Source organism: Xenococcus sp. PCC 7305 (assembly GCF_000332055.1).
Classification (GTDB): Bacteria; Cyanobacteriota; Cyanobacteriia; order Cyanobacteriales; family Xenococcaceae; genus Xenococcus.
The window spans coordinates 1-19,698 of record NZ_ALVZ01000180.1 but is presented as its reverse complement, the minus strand read 5'-3'; the positions used below and the strand labels follow the sequence as shown (position 1 = coordinate 19,698).

Sequence of the window (19,698 nt, the reverse complement as noted above, 5' to 3'; positions counted from 1 at the left end):
TTAACTTGTAATGAATCTTTATAATTCTTCTAGCGTAATACTTACCCGAGAAATTTTAATGACAAAAATTAGCTTAATATTTGTTCTGCATAGGCATTCCAGTCAATAGCAGGAACAGTCCCTAATGATTGCAGCTTTCCTAACAGTCTGAAAATAAAATAAATAAGAGCCTGCTCGCTATTATTATTCACTATTTTTGGATAGGCATCATAAAAATCAAAATGATCACCAGAAACAGCCAATCCACAATCCAACTTTTGCTCATCAGATAACTCATAGTGATTTTGGAGAAAAGTGCCACCAAAACCATCAGACCATCCATTCTCAATAGCTAAAATACCAGAAACTATATTGAATAAAGGCTTTGCAGGATAGGTGCCACCGGCGTAAGGGATAGGAACAGAAGTTCGATGTAGTTTTTTTACTGATGCTGCCTTGTCCCCAGCGTACTCTAAATACTTTTTATTAATCTTGGGCTTGACCTCGAACACAGCATATACAGCTTCAGCCGGAATATATCTATGATATTTTTGAGTTAATAATTTGGGCGTGTACTGAGGATCGAAAATAATAATATCAATCTGGTCACTAGTCTCTCCTTTGCTGTCAATTACTATGCCACTATCAATTGCATATCTATTAGGTAAGTATTTTCTAAGTATTTCGATAAATATTGACTCATTTTCTTTTCCCTTATCTCCATCGTGGGTGATCTCTTCAGATTCATCAAACTTAGATTTTAGAGTTTTTTGTACTTTGCCAAAGACATTTTGTAAGAACTTTTTTCCATCTTGCTCTGATTGTTTTTTTGCTTTGTTCGTTATTTGTTTCTTTTCTTTATTGGTCATTAGCATTCAAAAATATTACTTTATTTTGTTGTATTGGCTATTTGTGCCGCATCAATTACTCTTCCCATCAGAGTTAGGATATTGTTCGCTGGAGTATAGTAAACATCTTGGTTACTAAATATGCTATCAAGTTCAGCGACTCTGCGTTTGATATAGATAACTATTGTAGATTTATCTGGAATATTATTAGCAACCTCTTTTAGTATATTGACTACTTCTTGATCATCTGGAAAATTGGCATTAACAAAATCCATAATTAATACATGGCATTTAGCATAAGATGCTCTGCGCTCATAGTTTTCCACTGGCGATATTTGAAATCCTCTATTTTTTAAAAGTTGATATTCTTCAAGCAATTGCACATCAGGATTGAGCATTGGCAAACAATACTTAGCAACTGTTTGACTAACAATCGCTTCTTTTTGGATAATTTTTTCTACATCTTCAATTCTTTGATTCACACGATTAGAAATTTCTTCAGCAACCGCTTTTTTTACTAAACTATCAATTTGTTCTTTGGCATCCTTTATGGTCTTCCAATAAGAAACAGATATTAAAATCGTGATAAATGTCGCTAAGATACCAATTCCCGAATAAAACAGAGTAAATTGTCTCATCAACAAATTTAACTCTTGACTCATTAAATGGTTTGCCGATTCGGCAATTAAGCTACTTTGGACTATTTCCATCATGAAATTTGTCATAACTTATTACAAAGATAGTTGGGTAAGCTGAATGCTTAAATCAAACTAAGGTTTTTCTAATTTTCTTTATAATCATGATCAATTTGTCACTGGTAACTTAACGACAACAATCTGTCTCTATGGCACATAATTTAGCCCCAACAACATTAATCTGTCTCCAAGGACAAATAGTTAGTCACTGTACAAATGTACGGTGACACATTAAATGACGTCGAGACAAAATATTGTCGCCAAGCTAAAAACTATACTGTAAAATGATTATGGCAATTTTGTCCTCAAAATATCTCTCACTATAGCAGATTAAACGAAAGACAAATTGACTGTCGCTTGTTTTTAAAATGACAAAATAAGTGTCGTTTGTTAAGAATCCAGATATCAAGAAAAGTGACAAAATTTGTGTCGCTTTTTTTGTTTTACGATAGAATAACATTGTGTGTTTTTAAAGCTAATCTTTTATTTAAATGAACAATAATAAAACACTTGAACTAATTTCAAAGGAATTAGCAAGTAATTCAGACACAAAGCAAGAAAACATAATTGCTTCTGAATTAGAGGGTATAGCGAAGATTAGGCTAGAAGTAATTCAAAGTCTTCTTGAACCATGCGATCGCGTTACATATGGAGAAAGATTGAGAGCAGGAGCACAAAAGCTTGGAATTTCAGTTCGTTCGGTACAGCGATTATTTAAAAAGTATCAAGAGCAAGGAATAACTGCTTTAGTTTCTACAAGCAGGGCAGACAAGGGAAATCATCGGATTAGTCAATTTTGGCAAGATTTTATTCTCAAAACCTATAAGCAAGGAAACAAGGGGAGTAAAAGAATGAGTCCTAAACAAGTTGCTTTGAGAGTTCAAGCTAAAGCTATTGAAGTCAGAGAAGATAAGCCTCCAAGCTATAAGACTGTACTAAGAGTTCTTAAGTCAATTCGAGATAAGAAAAAGAAAAGTATTCGCTCTCCAGGATGGCAAGGCACGACTTTATCTGTCAAAACTCGTGATGGGCAAGATATCGATATTAATCACAGCAACCAAGTTTGGCAATGCGATCATACTCTTGCAGATATTCTGTTGATAGATCGACATGGAGAATTAATTGGTCGTCCTTGGTTAACTACAGTAATTGATAGTTATTCTCGCTGTGTGATGGGAGTAAATTTGGGGTTTGATGCTCCCAGCTCTCAAGTAGTGGCTTTAGCTTTGCGACACGCTATCTTACCCAAAAAATATGGAGTCGAATATCAACTTCATTGTGATTGGGGGACTTTTGGTTTACCAGAATATTTGTTTACTGATGGAGGAAAAGATTTTCGTTCTAGCCACTTGGAGGAAATTGCATCGCAATTAGGCTTTGTGCGTAAGTTACGTGATCGCCCTTCCGAAGGAGGTATTGTTGAGCGTCCTTTCAAGACTTTGAATCAATCTTTGTTCTTGACTCTTCCTGGATATACTGGCTCCAATGTTCAGGAACGTCCAAAAGATGCGGAAAAAGATGCAAGTCTTACTTTAAGAGATTTAGAAAAGCTTGTCGCTTGTTTTATTGTCGATCAGTATAATCAAAGTGCGATCGCGGGGAAAGATGAGCAAACTCGCTATCAGCGTTGGGAAGCAGGATTGATTAAAGACCCAAGAATTATTTCTGAGCGGGAATTAGATATTTGCTTGATGAAAACAGCAAGACGAACTGTTCAAAGAGCAGGTCATTTGCAGTTTGAAAATATTGTTTATCGAGGAGAATATTTAGCTGGTTATGCAGGAGATATTGTTAGTGTTCGATACGATCCTCAAGATATTACGACGATTTGGGTATATCGACAGGAAGGAAGCCAAGAAGTATTTTTGACTCGTGCTTATGCTTTAGGACTGGAAACAGAGCAATTATCTCTTGATGAAGCTAAAGCTAATGTCAAGAGATTGCGAAAAGCCAAGGCTGATATCAATAATGAGTCTATTTTTCAGGAAATAGTTAAAAGAGATTCTGTTGTAGACAAAAAGAAAACGCGTAAGCAAAGACAGAAAGAAGAGCAACGTTATAAATCAACTCCCTCTCAGAAAGTTATTCCCGAAGATATTGAAGTACAAGAAGCAAAGCAAGATATCTCTGATGAAATTGCTGATGTGGAAGTGTGGGATTTAGAAGAATTACAAGATGAATATGGATGGTAATGATGAATGAAGCTAAAGTTATTGCTGAAAAGTTAGGAAAAATCGAATCAGATGAACAGTGGGTACAACAAGAAATTGCTCGTCTGAATCGTAAAAGTATAGTGGCTCTTGAGCATATTAAGGAATTACATGATTGGCTAGATGGCAAGCGAAAATCAAGACGCTCTTGTCGAATTGTAGGAGAGTCGAGGACAGGAAAGACGATTGCTTGTGAATCTTATGTGCTAAGGAATAGGCTGAGCAAAAAACCTCAAGAAAGACAAACTAAAAATCAAATTCCTATCGAACCTGTTATCAAAATTATGCCTCCGCAAAAATGTAGCTCAAAAGAGTTATTTCGCGAAATTATTGTATGTCTTAAATTTAGAGCAGTTAAAGGGAGTATTGCTGAATTTAGAAGTAGAGCGATGGATGTTTTGACAGGATGTCAGGTTGAGATGCTCATAATTGATGAAGCAGATCGCTTAAAGCCTGAGACTTTTTCAGAAGTAAGAGATATTTATGACAAGTTGGAAATTGCTGTAGTTTTAGTAGGGACAGATCGCCTTGATGCGGTGATTAAAAGAGATGAGCAGGTTTACAATCGTTTTCGGGCTAATCGTCGCTTTGGTAAATTAGCAGGAGAGGATTTTAAAAAGACTGTAGCAATCTGGGAGCAAAAAGTATTAAAGTTGCCTGTGGCTTCTAATCTAACTAATAAGACAATGCAGAAAGTTTTGATTAGAGCTACTGAAGGTTATATCGGAAGGCTTGATGAAATTTTGCGGGAAGCAGCCATAGCATCTCTTTCTAGAGGATATAAGAAGGTGGATAAGTCAGTTTTGGAAGAAATAGCGAGGGAATATTCATGAGCGATACGAATGATGTTCAACCTTGGTTATTTCCTGTTGAACCTTACGAAGGGGAAAGTTTTAGTCATTTTTTGGGAAGATTTAGGCGGCGTAATCATCTTTCTCCGAATACTTTGGGAGATTTAGCAGGAATTGGTGGGGTTGTAGCTCGTTGGGAAAGATTTCACCTTAATCCTTTTCCTACAGATCAGGAGTTTCAAGCTCTGGCTGATGTTGTGGGTGTCGATAGTTTGCGTTTAAGAGCAATGCTTCCCCCGAACGGAACTGGAATGAAATGCGATCCGATTCGTTTATGTGGTGCTTGTTATGGGGAAGTTCCTTGTCATCGTAGGTCATGGCAATATAAGTCTGTTTGGAAATGCGACAAGCATCAATTGAAATTGATTTCCAAATGTCCTAATTGTCGAGCTAAGTTTAAGATGCCTGCTTTATGGGAGTTTGGTTGTTGTCATCGCTGTCGTTTGCCTTTTGAAGCGATCGCGAAATATCAAAAAATGGCTTAGTTCATAACTAAAATTTCAATCATTTTATTCTCTTTGTTAAAGCAAAAGAATCTTAAAACGGCATTAACTCTTCACCTAGATACTAATATTTTAATAGCGATCTCTAGACGTTATGACATTCCGATAATTAGTCGCGATCTATCTAAAGATACTAAACTATCCCCATGTCAAAGCAATTTGGTAATTTTCGGAAAACTCAGTGAGCGCTGCGTAAATGCAGTCGATTTTGGGTTATTTGCTCATCTGAATAGACATTCAAGCCTGTAATGAGTATTCTTATGGAAGAACTCTACTTCTTTGCTGCATCAACCCAGCGTTATCTAAGCAATTAACCTGACAAGGTTTGTAATTAAAAAAATGAGCAAAGTTGACAAATCAAAAAAGCAAGCCTCTTCAGAATCCGAGGCGCTTAGTTGTGATTCCCCTTTGGTTCATTTAGAGCAAGTACGTCAGGTGCAATCTGAAATCGTGACCACAGAGAAAGCACAACAAATGGCGCAGTTTTTTGGGGCAATGGCAGACCCACATCGGCTCAAACTTCTTTCTGCACTATCCAAAGCAGAACTTTGTGTCTGTGACTTGGCAATAGTAGTTAAGATGAGTGATTCTGCTGTATCCCACCAATTACGTCTGCTAAGAAACTTACGCTTAGTCAAACATCGTCGTGAAGGTCGTAATGTTTATTACAGTCTTGCAGACGCGCATATTGCCAATCTATATCGGGAAGTAGCCGAGCATTTAGACGAAGTTTAATCCTTTCGTTTATTGCTAAATTGCTTTTTTTTGGATATTATCTGAATAAATATTCAATTGTTCAACTATAAAGCTGTTTAAATGTTTAGATAATGTCAAACAAACATTCCCCTGGTTGCTGTTCTACCGATGAAGGTCATAACCACCAACATAATGATTCCGATTCACGTCGAGAATTTATTCCCCTAAGTATTGCCGTAGTCTTGTTTATCATCGGGTTGGTTTTTAACCAGCCTTTGCACGATACTCCTGGGGCGATCGCCGAATATGCAGTTTTGATTCCTGCTTACTTAATTAGTGGGTGGAGTGTTTTGACCAGTGCGGGACGTAATATTCTGCGGGGTAAAATCTTTGATGAGAACTTCTTGATGACCATTGCTACTTTAGGAGCGATCGCGATTCACGAAATTCCCGAAGCTGTAGCGGTAATGCTGTTTTTCCAGGTGGGGGAATTGTTTCAGGGTTTTGCTGTCGGGCGATCGCGTCGTTCGATTAAGGCATTGCTAGAAGTACGTCCCGATACGGCAAATTTAGTGATTAATGGGGTAGTTAGGGAGGTTGCACCCGAAAAAGTAGAAGTTGGAGATACCATTGTTATCAAACCAGGGGAGAAAGTTCCTTTAGACGGGGAGATACTATCAGGTAATTCTCAGGTAGATACTTCGGCACTCACGGGTGAATCTGTACCTCGAACTGTCAGACAAGGAGAAACAATTCTAGCAGGAGTAATTAACCAAACAGGTAGTTTGACCGTTCGAGTCACCAAACTATTTGCCGAATCTTCCATCGCTAAAATCTTAGATTTAGTAGAAAATGCCAGCAGTAAAAAAGCACCCACAGAGAAATTTATTACTCGCTTTGCCCGTTACTATACCCCTGTAGTGGTTTTTCTTTCTTTAGCAGTTGCCATCTTACCTCCATTGCTAATTCCCGACCAAATCAGTGAACTGTGGGTTTATCGCGCATTAGTCTTATTGGTAATATCTTGTCCCTGCGGATTAGTTATCAGCATTCCCCTCGGTTACTTTGGTGGTGTTGGCGGTGCAGCAAAAAGAGGGATTTTAGTTAAGGGTTCTACTTTTTTGGATGCTCTAACCGAGGTTAAAACGGTAATTTTCGATAAAACGGGAACGTTAACCGAAGGGGTATTTCAAGTAACTCAGATAGCTCCCTACAATGGTTATAGCGAAAAAGAATTACTAACTGTTGCTGCGATCGCCGAATCTCAATCCAATCACCCTGTAGCCAGGTCGATTGTGGAAGCTTACAATAATGAAATTTCCGATGCTGATGTCACTGACTATGAAGAAATACTAGGACACGGTATCAGTGCCAACGTTAAAGGGATGTCAGTTTTAGCAGGAAACGATCGCCTGTTACACAAAGCTAATATCGCTCACGACACCTGCAATGTTGAAGGTACAGTGGTTCATTTGGCAATAGACGGTAAATATGCGGGTTATATCCTAATCTCCGACAGAATCAAAGAAGATGCAGCAAGAGCGATCGCCAGATTGAAAAAAGCAGGAGTTGCTGAAACAGTAATGCTGACAGGAGATAACCGAGTTGTAGCTAAGAATGTTGCCGATAAACTCGGTTTGGATACCTACAAAGCTGAATTACTGCCAGAAGATAAAGTAGAAGCGATCGAGCAGTATCTTCGTAAATCTGGAAAAAAAAGCAAGGTAGCCTTTGTGGGCGATGGTATCAACGATGCACCTGTAATTGCTAGAGCCGATCTGGGAATGGCAATGGGGGCATTAGGTTCAGATGCAGCGATTGAAACTGCCGATGTAGTGTTAATGGACGATGCTCTGTCTAAGGTAGCAGAAGCTATAGCTATAGCTCGTAAAACTCACACTATTGTCTGGCAGAATATCATTCTGGCAATGGCAATTAAAGCACTGTTTATCTTACTAGGAGCAGTTGGCATAGCAACTTTATGGGAGGCAGTATTTGCCGATGTAGGTGTAGCACTATTGGCAATTCTTAATGCCAGTCGGATTTTGAAAGTTAACTGAAGAAATAGCTGCAATATTTACATCAGACTGATTCAAATAGTCAATGATTCCAATCCATAGCGATCGCCGAGAGCCAAAACTTACTTCTCAGTTTCTGAAACTTCATAGCGAGTGCATTCGTAAACTCCTTTAGCTGAATCAGCCAGCAATTCATCAGCCAAATTCAGTAACGCAGCTACCCGTTCGTCGCTGAGTTGATAATAAACAAAATTGCCTTTTTGGGAACGAGTTACTAGACCACAATCTCGGAGACAGGCTAAATGGTTAGAAGCATTCGATTGACTCAGATTAGTTGCTTTGACAATCTTGCCTACTGTAAGAGAACCTTTGCGTAAGGCATTGAGAATAGACAAACGAGAAGGGTCAGCAAAACCTCGAAAAAGCTTGGCTTTTAAATCGGTAACTTGAGCCGAGGTCAGTGTTTGCATAAGTTTACATTCAATATCACTATATCATTAATTACTGATACACTGTAGTTACCAGCAACTAACATGATGCCATAACTGGACGGAGTAAAAGTTCAATCAACAACTTTTTAAACAAAGGAGTTTAAGATGAATCGCCAATTACGGCTGGGGATAATTTTATTTTCACTAACATTTAGATATATTGCCTTGATTTGACTCTCTAGCTAAGGGGAGACTTTAAACTAAAAATATAAAGGTTGCTCAACAGGAGAACCATAATAATGAAGATCAATACAACTCGTAAAACTTTAACTACAATTGCTGTTGCCAGCTTAACTCTACTAACACTGACAGTTAGTCAAGCTTTAGCCCAGACAGTAGCACAGCGACAACAACAATCTTATCCCCCACCACAGTCAGGAACAAATCAGTCCTATCCCAATCGAGATGGCATGATGGGACGACCTGGACACCACGGTGGCATGGGGGGTTGGGGACATAATAACAATCAGTACGGCGGTATGTACAACCTCAATACGGTCGAAACAATCCGTGGGAAGGTAGTCAGCACCAACGCTTTTACGCCCATGAACGGGATGTCCCAAGGTATGCAGCTCTTAGTTGAAACTGAAGACCAAACCGTACCCGTACATCTCGCTCCTTCATGGTATCTCGATAACCAAGGCTTTCAAGTTAACCCAGGTGATGAAATTGAAGTGAAAGGTTCTCAAGTCAATTGGGCAGGTAATCCCGTCATCATGGTAGCCGAAGTACGGCAGGGAGATAAAGTGCTAGAACTGAGGGACGACAACGGCATCCCCGCCTGGAGTGGAAATCGCAATTGGAATCGACAAGGAGGCTGGGGGTCTTGCTGCTGGTAGGTCACAGGGATAAGTAAAAGCCGAACGTAATGGTAGTATGTTTGATATGCGACCCTTGAACCGCAGACAATTTTTAGCCCTCGGTGTCAGTAGTGCTAGTGCCGTGTTTCTGGCATCCCGCGTTACTGGTCAATCGTTACCCCCTGCGCCAAATCAATACGTCAGTAAGGACGGATTGTTAGATATTGCCCTCGATGCTCGTTACGAGGCAGTTAATCTAGCAGGAGAACAAGCCTACTTATATAGTTATAACGGTCAGATTCCTGCTCCTCAGCTTGAAGCCAAACCAGGGGATAGCGTCCGCATTCGCTTTACTAACAACCTACCCCAACCGACCAACATTCATTACCACGGACTGCACGTACCGCCAACGGGCAACGCCGACAACATCTTTTTGAACATTCCCAGTGGCGAAACCTTCACCTACGAATTCACCATTCCCGACAACCACCCTGGAGGTACTTTTTATTATCATCCCCACCTACATGGATGGGTAGCCGAGCAAGTATTTGCTGGTTTGGGAGGAGCTTTCATCATTCGGGGAGAACTTGATGCAATTCCTGAAATTCAAGCAGCCCAGGAGGTATTTTTATTTCTCAAAGATTTTGACCTCGATGCCAATGGAAGAGTACCGCAGCCCTGGCACATGGCACAAATGATGGGGCGAGAAGGATCGCTAGTTACGGCGAACGGTCAGGTTAATCCTACCTTGTCAATTCCCAAAGGGGGATTGCTGCGTCTGCGTCTGGTCAATGCTTCTACTTCCCGTTTTTATCGTTTGGCTTTAGAAGATCACCCCCTCTACCTAATCGCTACGGACGGAATTCCTCTATCCGAACCAGTCGAACTCAGGGAGTTGCTGTTGACTCCTGGGGAACGGGCTGAAATATTGGTACGTGGAGAGCGAGAACCGAATCAATATAGATTGCTGGCTCTGCCTTACAACCGTGGGGGCATGGGAATGATGGGTGGTGGCATGATGGGGCGAGGTATGATGGGTCGGGGGATGGGATCGGGAATGATGGTTCAATCGGATTGGGAAAGCACTAGGAATCTAGCAACTTTAACCTATGCAGGACAGGTGGAAACTCTTCCCTTACCCCAAAAACTCATTCCTGTAGAGACACTGCCTGAACCCCAAAGAGTGCGTCGCTTTATTCTTAACCACGGTATGTCTCCTGGTATGGGTATGGTTTTCTTAATCAACGGCAGAGCGTTCGACCATCAACGAGTAGATACTCAAGTCTCTCTTAACACAATAGAAGACTGGGAAATTACGAATACAGGTGTAATGGATCACCCCTTCCACTTGCACACCAATCCCTTTCAAGTAATAAGTCGCAATGGTCAACCCGAATCCTTTCGAGCCTGGAAAGATACTGTATTAGTTCGAGCAGGAGAAACGGTACGCTTTCGAGTTCGTTTTACAGACTTCCCTGGCAAGACAGTTTACCATTGTCATATTTTAGACCACGAGGATTTAGGCATGATGGGAACTATAGAGATGCAGAAATCAAGTTAATTAAGGGCTAAAAAAGATAATCCTTTATGTTGGGATATTTTTAGATAATTGTCGCACAATAGCGCGAATATTACCCAAACAACAGCTTCCTTGAGGGTTATTTACTTCACAACCGCAGCGTCCAGCCTTAATGTGACTGCGAATATTAGCTTCAGCACTGCTTTTACTCGTTTGAATAATTTCTCGTTGAATGCGATCGCGACTCCAACCAAAACAGTAACATACAGGAACATCTAAACCCTTATCTTTCTGAAATACCAGTTCTTTTCCCTGTTTGGTACTAAATATCTGACCCTCTTCATTAAAATAAACTACAGGACAATCTGTTGCAGTACAGAAATAATAATTTGTATCAGAATTAAGGGTTTCTAAAGCTGAAGGTATGAGCAAACTTTTTAAGGTGATGGTTTGAACCCTCTTTCCTTTTGTTCCATCTATAGGACAAGTTTTATCCCAGGAAGTTTGCTGGGGAGGGCAACAACAAGTTTCAGTCATTGTTAAAAGAAGTTTTAAAATGTGAATTATTCCTAACGCTTACAACAACGACGATAACGACGGTAGGAAAGGATAGTTAAGGCAAGCATGATAAACAGGGCTGGCAATAAAATGTAGTCAAGATAACCTACCAGCGCACTCAAACCAATCGCTCCTAAAAGAATAACTAGGATAGGAGTAAAGCAACAAAGAGCGACGAGAATCGTGCCACTTATGCTAGCGATGAGAGCAGTTTTAGGTTTCATTTTTTCTAGCTGAATCACTCAATAGATTCGATTAGTCCACAGATTTTACCCCGACAAATTTCTTCAGTCGGAGGAGTAGAGGCATCGGGTAATGACTTATCAATCTCTTCGTAACGACTGGCTAATTCTCGACGTAAAGACACCATTTCCTCAATTTTGCGGTCTAGATCATTAAGGTGTTGCTTGACCATTGTTTTGAGGCTGGCACAAGGAGGTGTTCCTTCAGTTCTAATAGTAATTAGTTGTTTGATTTCATCCAAAGACAGCCCGAATCTTTTGGCTTTCTGAATGAAGCGCAAGCGTTCTTCATTTTCTTTTCCATAGATGCGATATTGTGATTCGGTGCGCCTTGGGGGTTCGAGTAATCCCAAGCGTTCGTAATAACGGATTGTATGAACCGATACGCCCACGCGATCGCTCAACTCGCCAATCAACCAGCCTTCTTTTCCCGTCATCTGCTCTTATCCTTGCCCAATACCAGCAGCTACTAGCATTTCACGGGATACAGGCTGCTGGGATGAACAGCACTCCGCTAATTTACCATTCACTACTACCGTAGGAACGCGATGAATTCCATATTGCGTTATTTTTTCCTTTTCTTCTGTACTTCCTTGATGCAGATCGTAAATTTTTACCTCGCAATTGGAACAGGCTAATTCTCGCACGAGCTTGACGGTTTCATCGCCTAAAGGACAGCCAGCTATAAATACTTCTACTAATCGTTTTGTCATCTCTTTTTCCTTGGGAAAATTGGAGTTCTAGATTTAGCTTAAACCTTAGAGTCAACTCTAAAGTCAAGAAGAAATTTGTCCAAGTTTTCTAGAGAAAAATGATGACTCAAATAACTTATATTTACTAGCTTTTGCTGAGATTATGAAAAGTAGCAAACCTGAAGCTGAGAAATAAGCGCGAGCGCTTTTGCTGTGCAGTCCTGAGAATAAACAGTGGCAAGAATTTGTGATGAAGAAGAATGCTATAGATTACCGTTATGCAGTGTCAAGGACAGCGAGGTATTATCAGCAAAAATAAATTCGGAACGAGATTACGTTGTTTTAGCCGATTAGGCTCCTCCGATAAGGCCAGATCTGAACGAGATATCAAGGGTCTCAGCTCTTGAAAATTTTGAATTTGGAATTGCTGAGGTATTATCGAAATTATTTTACTAAAATGATATTGTGAGGTAATATTCTTGTTCTGAGTTATAGCAAGAAAAATCCAGTCATGAAAACGATTAAGACATCAGGCATTATATTAGGGGTAACATTAACTTTCGGAGGATTTTCGGTTTTTGTCAGACCAGCTTTAGCCATTTCTCCTACTCAGCAGCAATTGGCAATTTCTACCGACCGAATGAATACTGAAGGCTTGTTCGAGCGCGGTACAAAGAAAATTGCTCACGGAGACTACCAAGGGGCAATTACTGACTTAGATCGCGTTATTGAACTCAACCCAAACTACATTGAAGCCTATTGTAATCGGGGAATGGCACACTTGGGCTTAGGCAATTTAAGCCAAGCTATCGATCAATTTGATCTGGCATTACAGGTTGCTCCCCGTCATGCGGATGCTCTTAACAGAAAAGGAATTGTTCTCGCACAGCAAGGCAATCTAGATCGAGCAGTTGACAGCTTCGGTCGAGCTTTAAGTTTTGATTCTAATTTTGTTGATGCTTACTACAATCGAGGTAAGGCACGCACTGGATTAGGAAATCTTCAAGGCGCGATCTCTGATTATGATGAGGCAATTCGACTCGACCCTACTTTGGCTGAAGCTTATGGCAATCGAGGGTTTGTCCGCGCCCAGTTAGGAGATAAGCAGTTAGGTTTAGAAGATTTAGAACAGGCAGCCAAACTTTTTTTAGATTTAGGAGATATGGCTGGATATCAGCAAACACTTGCTTACATTCAATTAATCCAAAAGTAGCCTGATTAATTGATTGAGAAATAAACCTTAAATAATGACCTTGTTTAAAGCAGAATTAGAAGAATATCGCACTGGTTGCATAAATAACCCTAATCCCGAATCGAATATTGAAGAAGTGTGTTCTCTTATTTCCAGTGTTGCCCTAAATCCTTGATCTCAGCTTTAAAGGTAGCTGAATGGTAAATGTGCTTCCGGTCCCTAATTCACTTTGTACTCGAATACTTCCTTGATGTGATTGCACTATAGCACAAGCGATCGCTAATCCCAATCCCGAACCACCAGTTTTTCGAGAGCGATCATTATGTACTCGATAAAAACGATTAAAAATCTTTTGCTGTTCGGAGCGGGCAATGCCAATTCCCGTATCGCGAACTTGAATTAGGGCTTGATGATTAATACGCTTGAGAATAACTGTTACATTCCCATATTCTGGAGTGTATTGAATAGCATTATCGATCAGATTGAAGACAAGGCGGTATAACTGGTCGCAATTTCCTAATATTTCTAAAGACTCTTCTACTTGTATTTGGTAACTTAAGGTGACTTGATTCACGCTAGCGATCGATAAGAATTCCTCAATTAAATCTTCAACTAGATCGTTTAAGCAACAGGGTTCGCAGTGCGACCTAACAAAATTTTGTTGGGTATTAGCTAGCAGCAGCAGATCGACAACTAGCTTAATCAGTCGTAGGTTTTGACGTTCGACAATTTTCAGCACGTTTAGAGCCTTTGAAGGTTCTAGTTGAGATGTTAACAATGCTGATTCGACGGTGCTTTGGATTGTTGCTAAAGGGGTTCGCAGTTCGTGAGCGACATCGGCAGAAAACTGCTCCATTTGCTTATAAGATTCATAAATAGGGCGCATCGCAACTCTAGCTAGTCCCCAACTTGCTCCATTAACTAACACCAACGAGAAAATAGAACTCAGGATGATGATTTTTTTCGTTCTAATCAATAAATTTTTATACTCTTCCAGGCTATACCCAACTTGAAGATAACCCCAATCTTGTTCGCTCTGCGCATGAAGCAAAAGAGTTATTTGACGATAATTATTTTCTTCTCGATCCGATACAGTCTGCCAAGTTTTCCGCTCAAAATCTGGAGATAATCCGTCAGGATAGTTTCCTGCTACTGCCAGCAAACGACCAGAAGAATTAAATAGACGAACATAGTAACTATTCTGATTAATAGCACTGAGATTGCGGTGAGTTCGAGAACTTGTTGTAGAAAAACAACGCTCCCCAAGCTGGCAAAGATTGGGCAGCAATTGTTCAATTGAAGAATCTATACGCCCTGGTTGTTGAAGCTGTAATTCTAAACTCTGATACAAGGTTCCAGCTATAGATTGCAAATCTCGATCTATTTCCGTCGAGTAACTGCGTTTAATTGCTTGATATGCTCCTAATCCAAATATAATCAAAATAAGACCCATAACTCCTGCATACCAGAAAGCGATAGTAATGCGGGTCTGGCTAAACAAACTATTTCGTTTCATGGTTTTGGATTGAAACGATATCCTTGACCTGGAACAGTTTCAATAATCTTGCCACAGCCTATGGATTCTAATTTACGACGGACTAGTCGTACCTGAGCAGCTACCACATTGCTGTAATTGTAGGCATCAATTTCCCAAATCTGGCGGCGAATGCGATCGCTTTGTATAACTTGCCTGGGATACTTCATTAAATATTCCAGTACTTGAAACTCTTTATTAGTTAGGGAAATTTCTCGTACTTTGCCATCAGAAGACTGCCAATGAGCGGTGCGAGCACCGCAGTCTAAGATTAGTCCGTCTACTTGTAGCTTTTGAGTTTGTAAAAGAGGCGATCTCCTTTGTAAAGCCCGTACTCTGGCTAATAACTCTGGTATACTAAAAGGCTTAACCAGATAATCATCCGCACCAGCATCCAAGCCAGTTACCCTATCTTCTATTTTATCCTTGGCAGTTAAAATTAGTATGGGCAAAGGGTTTTTGCGGTTCCGCAGTCGCCGACACAGTTCCAAACCAGACAATCCAGGGACTAACCAATCAAAAATAGCTAGAGAGTAATCTGCTAAACGATCTTGAATATATTCCCAAGCTTCAGTGCCATCTTGTACCCAATCTACTACATATTTTTCGCGATTTAAAATTTCTTTGATGGTCGCTCCCATATCTGGTTCATCTTCAACTAATAATATTCTCATGCTACAAATTTCGCTCAGTCAGTATGAATTCTAGCTACTCCCAGGCTAACTTCCCGCTCCATGCCAACCTTTAAAACATTGATTCGATACATTAAAGTTCTAATAATGAATCTTTCTCGGTGAACATCTTTCAGCTTAATTGATAGGGTTGTATCGGGAGCAATGGGTTGGGCAAAAGCCAGAGTTACTTTTTCTGGGTCGAGAGTGACTTTCGGTTTAAGTTCGGTACCTGTTTCATCGGTTACTTTAACTCCATCCTTAATTGTCATTGCTTCTGGTAGCTCGATAGTAAGTGATGAGATGGCTTGTCCCTGGACGTGAATTCTCAAATAATGGTTGGGATGCGATGCCCGAAGTCTTTTGAAGGGAAAAGCTCCAGCACCGATAATATGAGAAGTTCCCTCGATCCCATGACTGTCTTTTGCAAGAATTTTAGTGGGTATCCCAGCTAGGATTAAAGATAATACAGAGGTATAAATTAGTAGTTTTTTCATCATTGTTCTCCTGAAATTCAAATATTGTGAAGTAAGCTATTGTGCCATGTCGGAAAAATCGATCCGTGTCTCCAGGTCAACCTCGATTATTTGTTGCCTGTGCCACGCCATTGTCCTCACTGAGAATCAATTGCGATGTATTTGGTAACGACGAATGGGTTTTGGTTGATTTGGGCATCAAGAATTTTCCAAACTGGGAATAGAGAGCGGGTAATACCAGTAAGGTTAAAGCAGTAGAAGTAAATAGTCCTCCTAAAACCACCACAGCCAAAGGTTGTAGCATCTCCTTTCCCGGACCCGTACCAATTGCCAGGGGTGCCATTCCCAAAGCAGAAGTTAATGCTGTCATCAAAATAGCGTTTAATCGCTCTTGAGAACCTTTGATAATCGTCTCTTTAAGACCCATTCCTTCAGCGAACTTAGTATTGTAAGTTTCTACGAGTAACAATCCGTTGCGGGCTGCGACCCCAAACAAGGTAATAAAACCCACCAACGAGGCAATCGATAAATCTCCGCCAGTCAAGGCGATCGAAATTATGCCCCCGACGAGAGCTAGGGGGAGGTTAATCATAATCGCTATGGTTGAGGCAATGGATTTGACGGCAAAGTACATCAACACCGCGATCGCCACTAGAGCTAAAGCACCAAATAGCAGCAATCTTTGGGTAGCTCGTTCTTGTGCCTCAAATTGACCGCCATATTCAATGAAATACCCCCCAGGAAACTCAACTTCTTGTTGAACCTGCGTGCGAATATCCTGAATTACCGATCCCAAATCTCGACCCGAAACATTAGCCGAAACGATCAGCCTACGGGAAACATTTTCCCTGTTGATGGTATTAGGTCCTGTGCCGTAGTCAATCTTGGCAACTTGTGACAGGGGAATTTGTCCGTAGTTCGGAGTGTTGATAAATAAATTTCTAACATTTTCGAGGTCGCGACGAGCTTCTGGCTGCAACCAAACCACCAAGTCAAATAATTGCTGCCGTTCGAGAACTTGAGATACCACGCGACCGTTTAAAGCTGTTTCGATGGTTTCTCCTACTGTACCGACGCTCAAACCATAACGAGAAGCTGCTTCGCGATCCACCTTAATCTGGAGTTGTTTGATGGGAACTTGTGGTTCTAGTTGTAAATCCACAACGCCAGGGACAGCACCCATCACCGACTGGATCTGCTGTCCGAGAGAACGCAGTTCTTCTAATTCCGGACCGTATATTTTAACGGCAATACCAGAACGCACCCCTGAAAGGACTTCATCGATGCGGTGAGCGATAAAACCACCTACGCTGGGAACTATGCCAGGAATTTTGTCAAAGGAAGCACGGAGCTTTTCCATGCTCTCGTCGAGGTTTTTCGCAGCTCCTTCAGTTACTTGAATATCGAGTTCGGCAAAATCCACGCCATTGACTTCGATGTCTCCAGTGGCTCGACCTGCTCGTAATTGAATTGTTTCAAAATCAGGATTATCTTTTAATTCTTCTGATAGAGCAAATGCAGCTCTTCTAGTAGTATCTAGGGATACCCCAGGATAGAGATTCATGGCAACCACCTGAGACTGCTCTTGAAACTCTGGTAGAAACACTTTTCCCAAGCCCGAAACAATGATAATGGAAGCTACCAATCCTGCTACAGAAGTTAATAAGACAATTTTGGGCTTGCCTATCGACCATCCTAAAAGAGGACGATAAACGCGCTTAAATTGACGAGCAATCCAAGTTTCATCATCGGGGAGTTTACTATTTGCCAACAATAAAGCACACAAAGCTGGTGTCAAAGTTACTGCTACTAGAGTCGAAGCACCAATTGCTAGTAGGTAAGTAATTGCCATCGGCGTAAAAATTTTACCTTCTACCCCAGATAAAGCAAATACGGGGGCAAATATTACGGCAATAATAATGGTGGAAAACAGCACGCTCACTCTAACCTGCACCGAGCTATTAAACACCACCCGTAAGGGTGCAATAGGATTACCCGCTCGTTGATTTTCCCGCAGACGGCGGTAGGAGTTTTCCATATCGACGATCGCGTCATCTACCACCGAACCGATGGCGACTACTAACCCTCCTAAAGTCATGGTGTTAATTCCTCCACCCTGAAACTTTAAAAACATCAGCCCCAGGATTAAAGCTAAAGGCATCGCACTGAGGGTAATAATAATAGTGCGCCAATTCATCAAGAAGAGAATCAAGATCGCCCCAACAATAATAATTCCATCCCGCAGAGCTACTTGAACATTTTTCACTGATGCTTCGATAAAATCTGCCTGTCGAAAAGTTCGAGTTAACTTGACATCTTTGGGCAATGTTTTTTCGATTTCCTGCATTACAGCTTCTACTGCCTCAGTGATCTCGACAGTATCACCAGCAGGTTGTTTTTTGATCATTAGAACTACGGCAGGTTTACCTCCTAAAGCTCCATCTCCCCTTTTAACTGCCTTGCCAATTTTCACCTCTGCCACATCCCTCAAACGCACGGGCGTACCACCTCGTTCGGCAATCACCGAACGCTCTAGATCGGCGATTGAAGTGGCTCGACCTTGCTGTCTGACGATCAGCTCCCGGTCGGGACTAATTAAAAAACCTCCAGGGGCATTCACATTCGAGCCACTGGTTGCTTCGGTTACTTGCTCTAAAGACACATTAAATTGCTGTAACTTAGCTGGATCGACTAAAATTTGATACTGTCGCTCTTCCCCACCAAAAACCACTACTTGACTGACACCAGAAATGCCTAGAAGTCGGTTTTTAATTTGCCAATCTGCTAACCGCGTCACTTCCATCATCGGCGTAGTCTCGGCAGTTAGAGCATATTTAAGAATGTCTCCTATGGGTGAAGTAGTAGGAGTCATCTCTGGCGGACTAATGCCTTCTGGTAATTCACTTTGAACTTGTTGTAATCTTTCTGTAATTAGCTGTCTTGCTCGATAGATATCGGTATTTTCTTCAAAAATAATGTTAACGACAGAAAGACCTACTGCCGAAGAGGAACGAATCGATTCTAAGCCTGGCGTACCGTTCAGCGCACTTTCCATCGGCAAAGTGATTAAAGATTCTACCTCGTCGGGAGCGAATCCTGGGGCTTCTGTTTGAACTTGTACCTGGGGCGGTGCAAAACTCGGTATTACATCCAAGGGCATTTGCCTGATAACGAACAGCCCCCACAGAGCAATTATAATTGCGCCAATAACTACAAACCAGCGCCGAGCGATCGACCATTTGAGAATGGAATTGAGCATTTTTTTAGTCTAAAGTATTAGTAATTAATCAGAAGATTCATGTTTTTGAGGAAATATTTGTGTCGTAAGTTAACTCTCATAGGCACTATCATCAGCAGTATTTGCCTCATTAAGCTTAAATTTTTCTAGTTCTTTCTTCTCTCCTACTGTAGATTGGGGTTGCATTCCCGTATGACGACCCACCACAAAGGCTGTGGTCATTCCTCCCACTCCTAGTAAAGAAAGCACCCACAATGATAATAATGAGTTAGAAGAATTGGTGCTTCTATCATCTGTCTTTTCACTATGTTCGTGACCCTCTTCATCATGTTCGTGACCCTCTTCATCATGTTCGTGACCCTCTTCATCATGTTCGTGACCCTCTTCATCATGTTCATGTCCTTCTTCATCATCTTTCCCGCCACCTTTAAGAGATTCAGCGTAGAGCATAATTCCCCCTTGAGTTACTATGAGATCGCCTGTTG

At 41.0% G+C, this 19,698-nt stretch carries 19 protein-coding genes and 1 pseudogene; 8 read left to right on the top strand and 12 right to left on the bottom strand.

Annotation, left to right across the window (positions count from 1 at the left end):
• Window positions 1–68: 68 nt before the first annotated feature.
• Both XEN7305_RS13310 and XEN7305_RS13305 read right to left on the bottom strand, forming a co-directional pair.
• Window positions 69–848 (bottom strand): DUF6602 domain-containing protein, encoded by a 780-nt coding sequence (locus tag XEN7305_RS13310; RefSeq protein WP_006509966.1) that lies wholly within the window; start codon window positions 846–848, stop codon window positions 69–71.
• 20 nt (window positions 849–868) lie between these two features.
• Entirely contained in the window at window positions 869–1,489 is a 621-nt protein-coding gene (locus XEN7305_RS13305; RefSeq protein WP_144053265.1) for a hypothetical protein, read from the bottom strand.
• Window positions 1,490–2,013: 524 nt separating this feature from the next.
• Between XEN7305_RS13305 and XEN7305_RS13300 the strand changes: the two genes are divergently transcribed.
• From XEN7305_RS13300 to XEN7305_RS13280, 5 genes are all read left to right on the top strand, one after another.
• Window positions 2,014–3,714: a Mu transposase C-terminal domain-containing protein gene (locus XEN7305_RS13300; RefSeq protein WP_006509963.1), complete on the top strand. Its 1,701-nt coding sequence runs from the start codon at window positions 2,014–2,016 to the stop codon at window positions 3,712–3,714.
• Window positions 3,715–3,716: 2 nt separating this feature from the next.
• Window positions 3,717–4,565, top strand: coding sequence for a TniB family NTP-binding protein (locus XEN7305_RS13295; protein ID WP_040897767.1), 849 nt, complete (start codon window positions 3,717–3,719; stop codon window positions 4,563–4,565).
• Window positions 4,562–5,068 carry a TniQ family protein gene (locus XEN7305_RS13290; protein ID WP_006509961.1) on the top strand — a complete coding sequence of 169 codons (507 nt, stop codon included), beginning with the start codon at window positions 4,562–4,564 and terminating at the stop codon, window positions 5,066–5,068. Before XEN7305_RS13295 ends, XEN7305_RS13290 begins: the two co-directional genes overlap by 4 nt.
• Window positions 5,069–5,425: 357 nt before the next feature.
• The gene (locus XEN7305_RS13285; RefSeq protein ID WP_006509960.1) at window positions 5,426–5,821 is read left to right on the top strand and encodes a helix-turn-helix transcriptional regulator; all 396 of its coding nucleotides are present in this window, start codon (window positions 5,426–5,428) and stop codon (window positions 5,819–5,821) included.
• Between the two features lie 92 nt (window positions 5,822–5,913).
• Complete coding sequence (locus tag XEN7305_RS13280) at window positions 5,914–7,842, top strand: heavy metal translocating P-type ATPase (protein WP_006509959.1); 1,929 nt, start codon at window positions 5,914–5,916, stop codon at window positions 7,840–7,842.
• A gap of 80 nt (window positions 7,843–7,922) precedes the next feature.
• Here the strand turns inward: XEN7305_RS13280 and XEN7305_RS13275 are convergent, their stop codons facing one another.
• A complete protein-coding gene (locus XEN7305_RS13275; RefSeq protein ID WP_006509958.1) occupies window positions 7,923–8,270 on the bottom strand; it encodes a helix-turn-helix transcriptional regulator in 348 nt (115 codons plus the stop codon).
• A 260-nt stretch (window positions 8,271–8,530) separates the two neighbouring features.
• On the opposite strand from XEN7305_RS13275, the gene XEN7305_RS13270 reads away from it, so the two are divergent.
• Together XEN7305_RS13270 and XEN7305_RS13265 are read left to right on the top strand one after the other, a co-directional pair.
• On the top strand, window positions 8,531–9,130 hold the full coding sequence (locus XEN7305_RS13270; protein WP_006509957.1) for a hypothetical protein: 600 nt from the start codon (window positions 8,531–8,533) through the stop codon (window positions 9,128–9,130).
• Window positions 9,131–9,176: 46 nt separating this feature from the next.
• Window positions 9,177–10,652 (top strand): multicopper oxidase family protein, encoded by a 1,476-nt coding sequence (locus tag XEN7305_RS13265; protein WP_173399702.1) that lies wholly within the window; start codon window positions 9,177–9,179, stop codon window positions 10,650–10,652.
• Window positions 10,653–10,676: 24 nt separating this feature from the next.
• Here XEN7305_RS13265 and XEN7305_RS13260 read toward each other — a convergent pair whose 3' ends face one another.
• Genes XEN7305_RS13260 through XEN7305_RS13245 form a run of 4 tightly spaced genes read right to left on the bottom strand, consistent with a single transcriptional unit; the run spans window position 10,677 to window position 12,123 of the window.
• Entirely contained in the window at window positions 10,677–11,147 is a 471-nt protein-coding gene (locus XEN7305_RS13260) for a copper chaperone Copz family protein (RefSeq protein ID WP_006509955.1), read from the bottom strand.
• Between the two features lie 32 nt (window positions 11,148–11,179).
• Window positions 11,180–11,392, bottom strand: coding sequence for a mercury resistance system transport protein MerF (gene merF, locus XEN7305_RS13255; protein WP_006509954.1), 213 nt, complete (start codon window positions 11,390–11,392; stop codon window positions 11,180–11,182).
• A gap of 14 nt (window positions 11,393–11,406) precedes the next feature.
• Window positions 11,407–11,847: a heavy metal-responsive transcriptional regulator gene (locus tag XEN7305_RS13250; RefSeq protein WP_006509953.1), complete on the bottom strand. Its 441-nt coding sequence runs from the start codon at window positions 11,845–11,847 to the stop codon at window positions 11,407–11,409.
• 6 nt (window positions 11,848–11,853) lie between these two features.
• On the bottom strand, window positions 11,854–12,123 hold the full coding sequence (locus XEN7305_RS13245) for a thioredoxin family protein (RefSeq protein ID WP_006509952.1): 270 nt from the start codon (window positions 12,121–12,123) through the stop codon (window positions 11,854–11,856).
• Window positions 12,124–12,613: 490 nt separating this feature from the next.
• Here XEN7305_RS13245 and XEN7305_RS13240 point away from each other — a divergent pair, with 490 nt between their 5' ends.
• On the top strand, window positions 12,614–13,315 hold the full coding sequence (locus XEN7305_RS13240; RefSeq protein WP_006509951.1) for a tetratricopeptide repeat protein: 702 nt from the start codon (window positions 12,614–12,616) through the stop codon (window positions 13,313–13,315).
• A gap of 142 nt (window positions 13,316–13,457) precedes the next feature.
• Here XEN7305_RS13240 and rppB read toward each other — a convergent pair whose 3' ends face one another.
• The 5 genes and pseudogenes from rppB to XEN7305_RS13215 form a co-directional block, all read right to left on the bottom strand.
• On the bottom strand, window positions 13,458–14,810 hold the full coding sequence (gene rppB, locus XEN7305_RS13235) for a two-component system sensor histidine kinase RppB (RefSeq protein WP_006509949.1): 1,353 nt from the start codon (window positions 14,808–14,810) through the stop codon (window positions 13,458–13,460).
• Window positions 14,807–15,502 (bottom strand): two-component system response regulator RppA, encoded by a 696-nt coding sequence (gene rppA, locus XEN7305_RS13230; RefSeq protein WP_006509948.1) that lies wholly within the window; start codon window positions 15,500–15,502, stop codon window positions 14,807–14,809. Before rppA ends, rppB begins: the two co-directional genes overlap by 4 nt.
• A gap of 14 nt (window positions 15,503–15,516) precedes the next feature.
• A complete protein-coding gene (locus XEN7305_RS13225; protein WP_144053264.1) occupies window positions 15,517–15,999 on the bottom strand; it encodes a DUF2808 domain-containing protein in 483 nt (160 codons plus the stop codon).
• 73 nt (window positions 16,000–16,072) lie between these two features.
• Window positions 16,073–19,234 carry an efflux RND transporter permease subunit gene (locus XEN7305_RS13220; RefSeq protein ID WP_006509946.1) on the bottom strand — a complete coding sequence of 1,054 codons (3,162 nt, stop codon included), beginning with the start codon at window positions 19,232–19,234 and terminating at the stop codon, window positions 16,073–16,075.
• A 69-nt stretch (window positions 19,235–19,303) separates the two neighbouring features.
• Window positions 19,304–19,698 (bottom strand): annotated as a pseudogene (locus XEN7305_RS13215) (hypothetical protein); the annotation flags it as partial.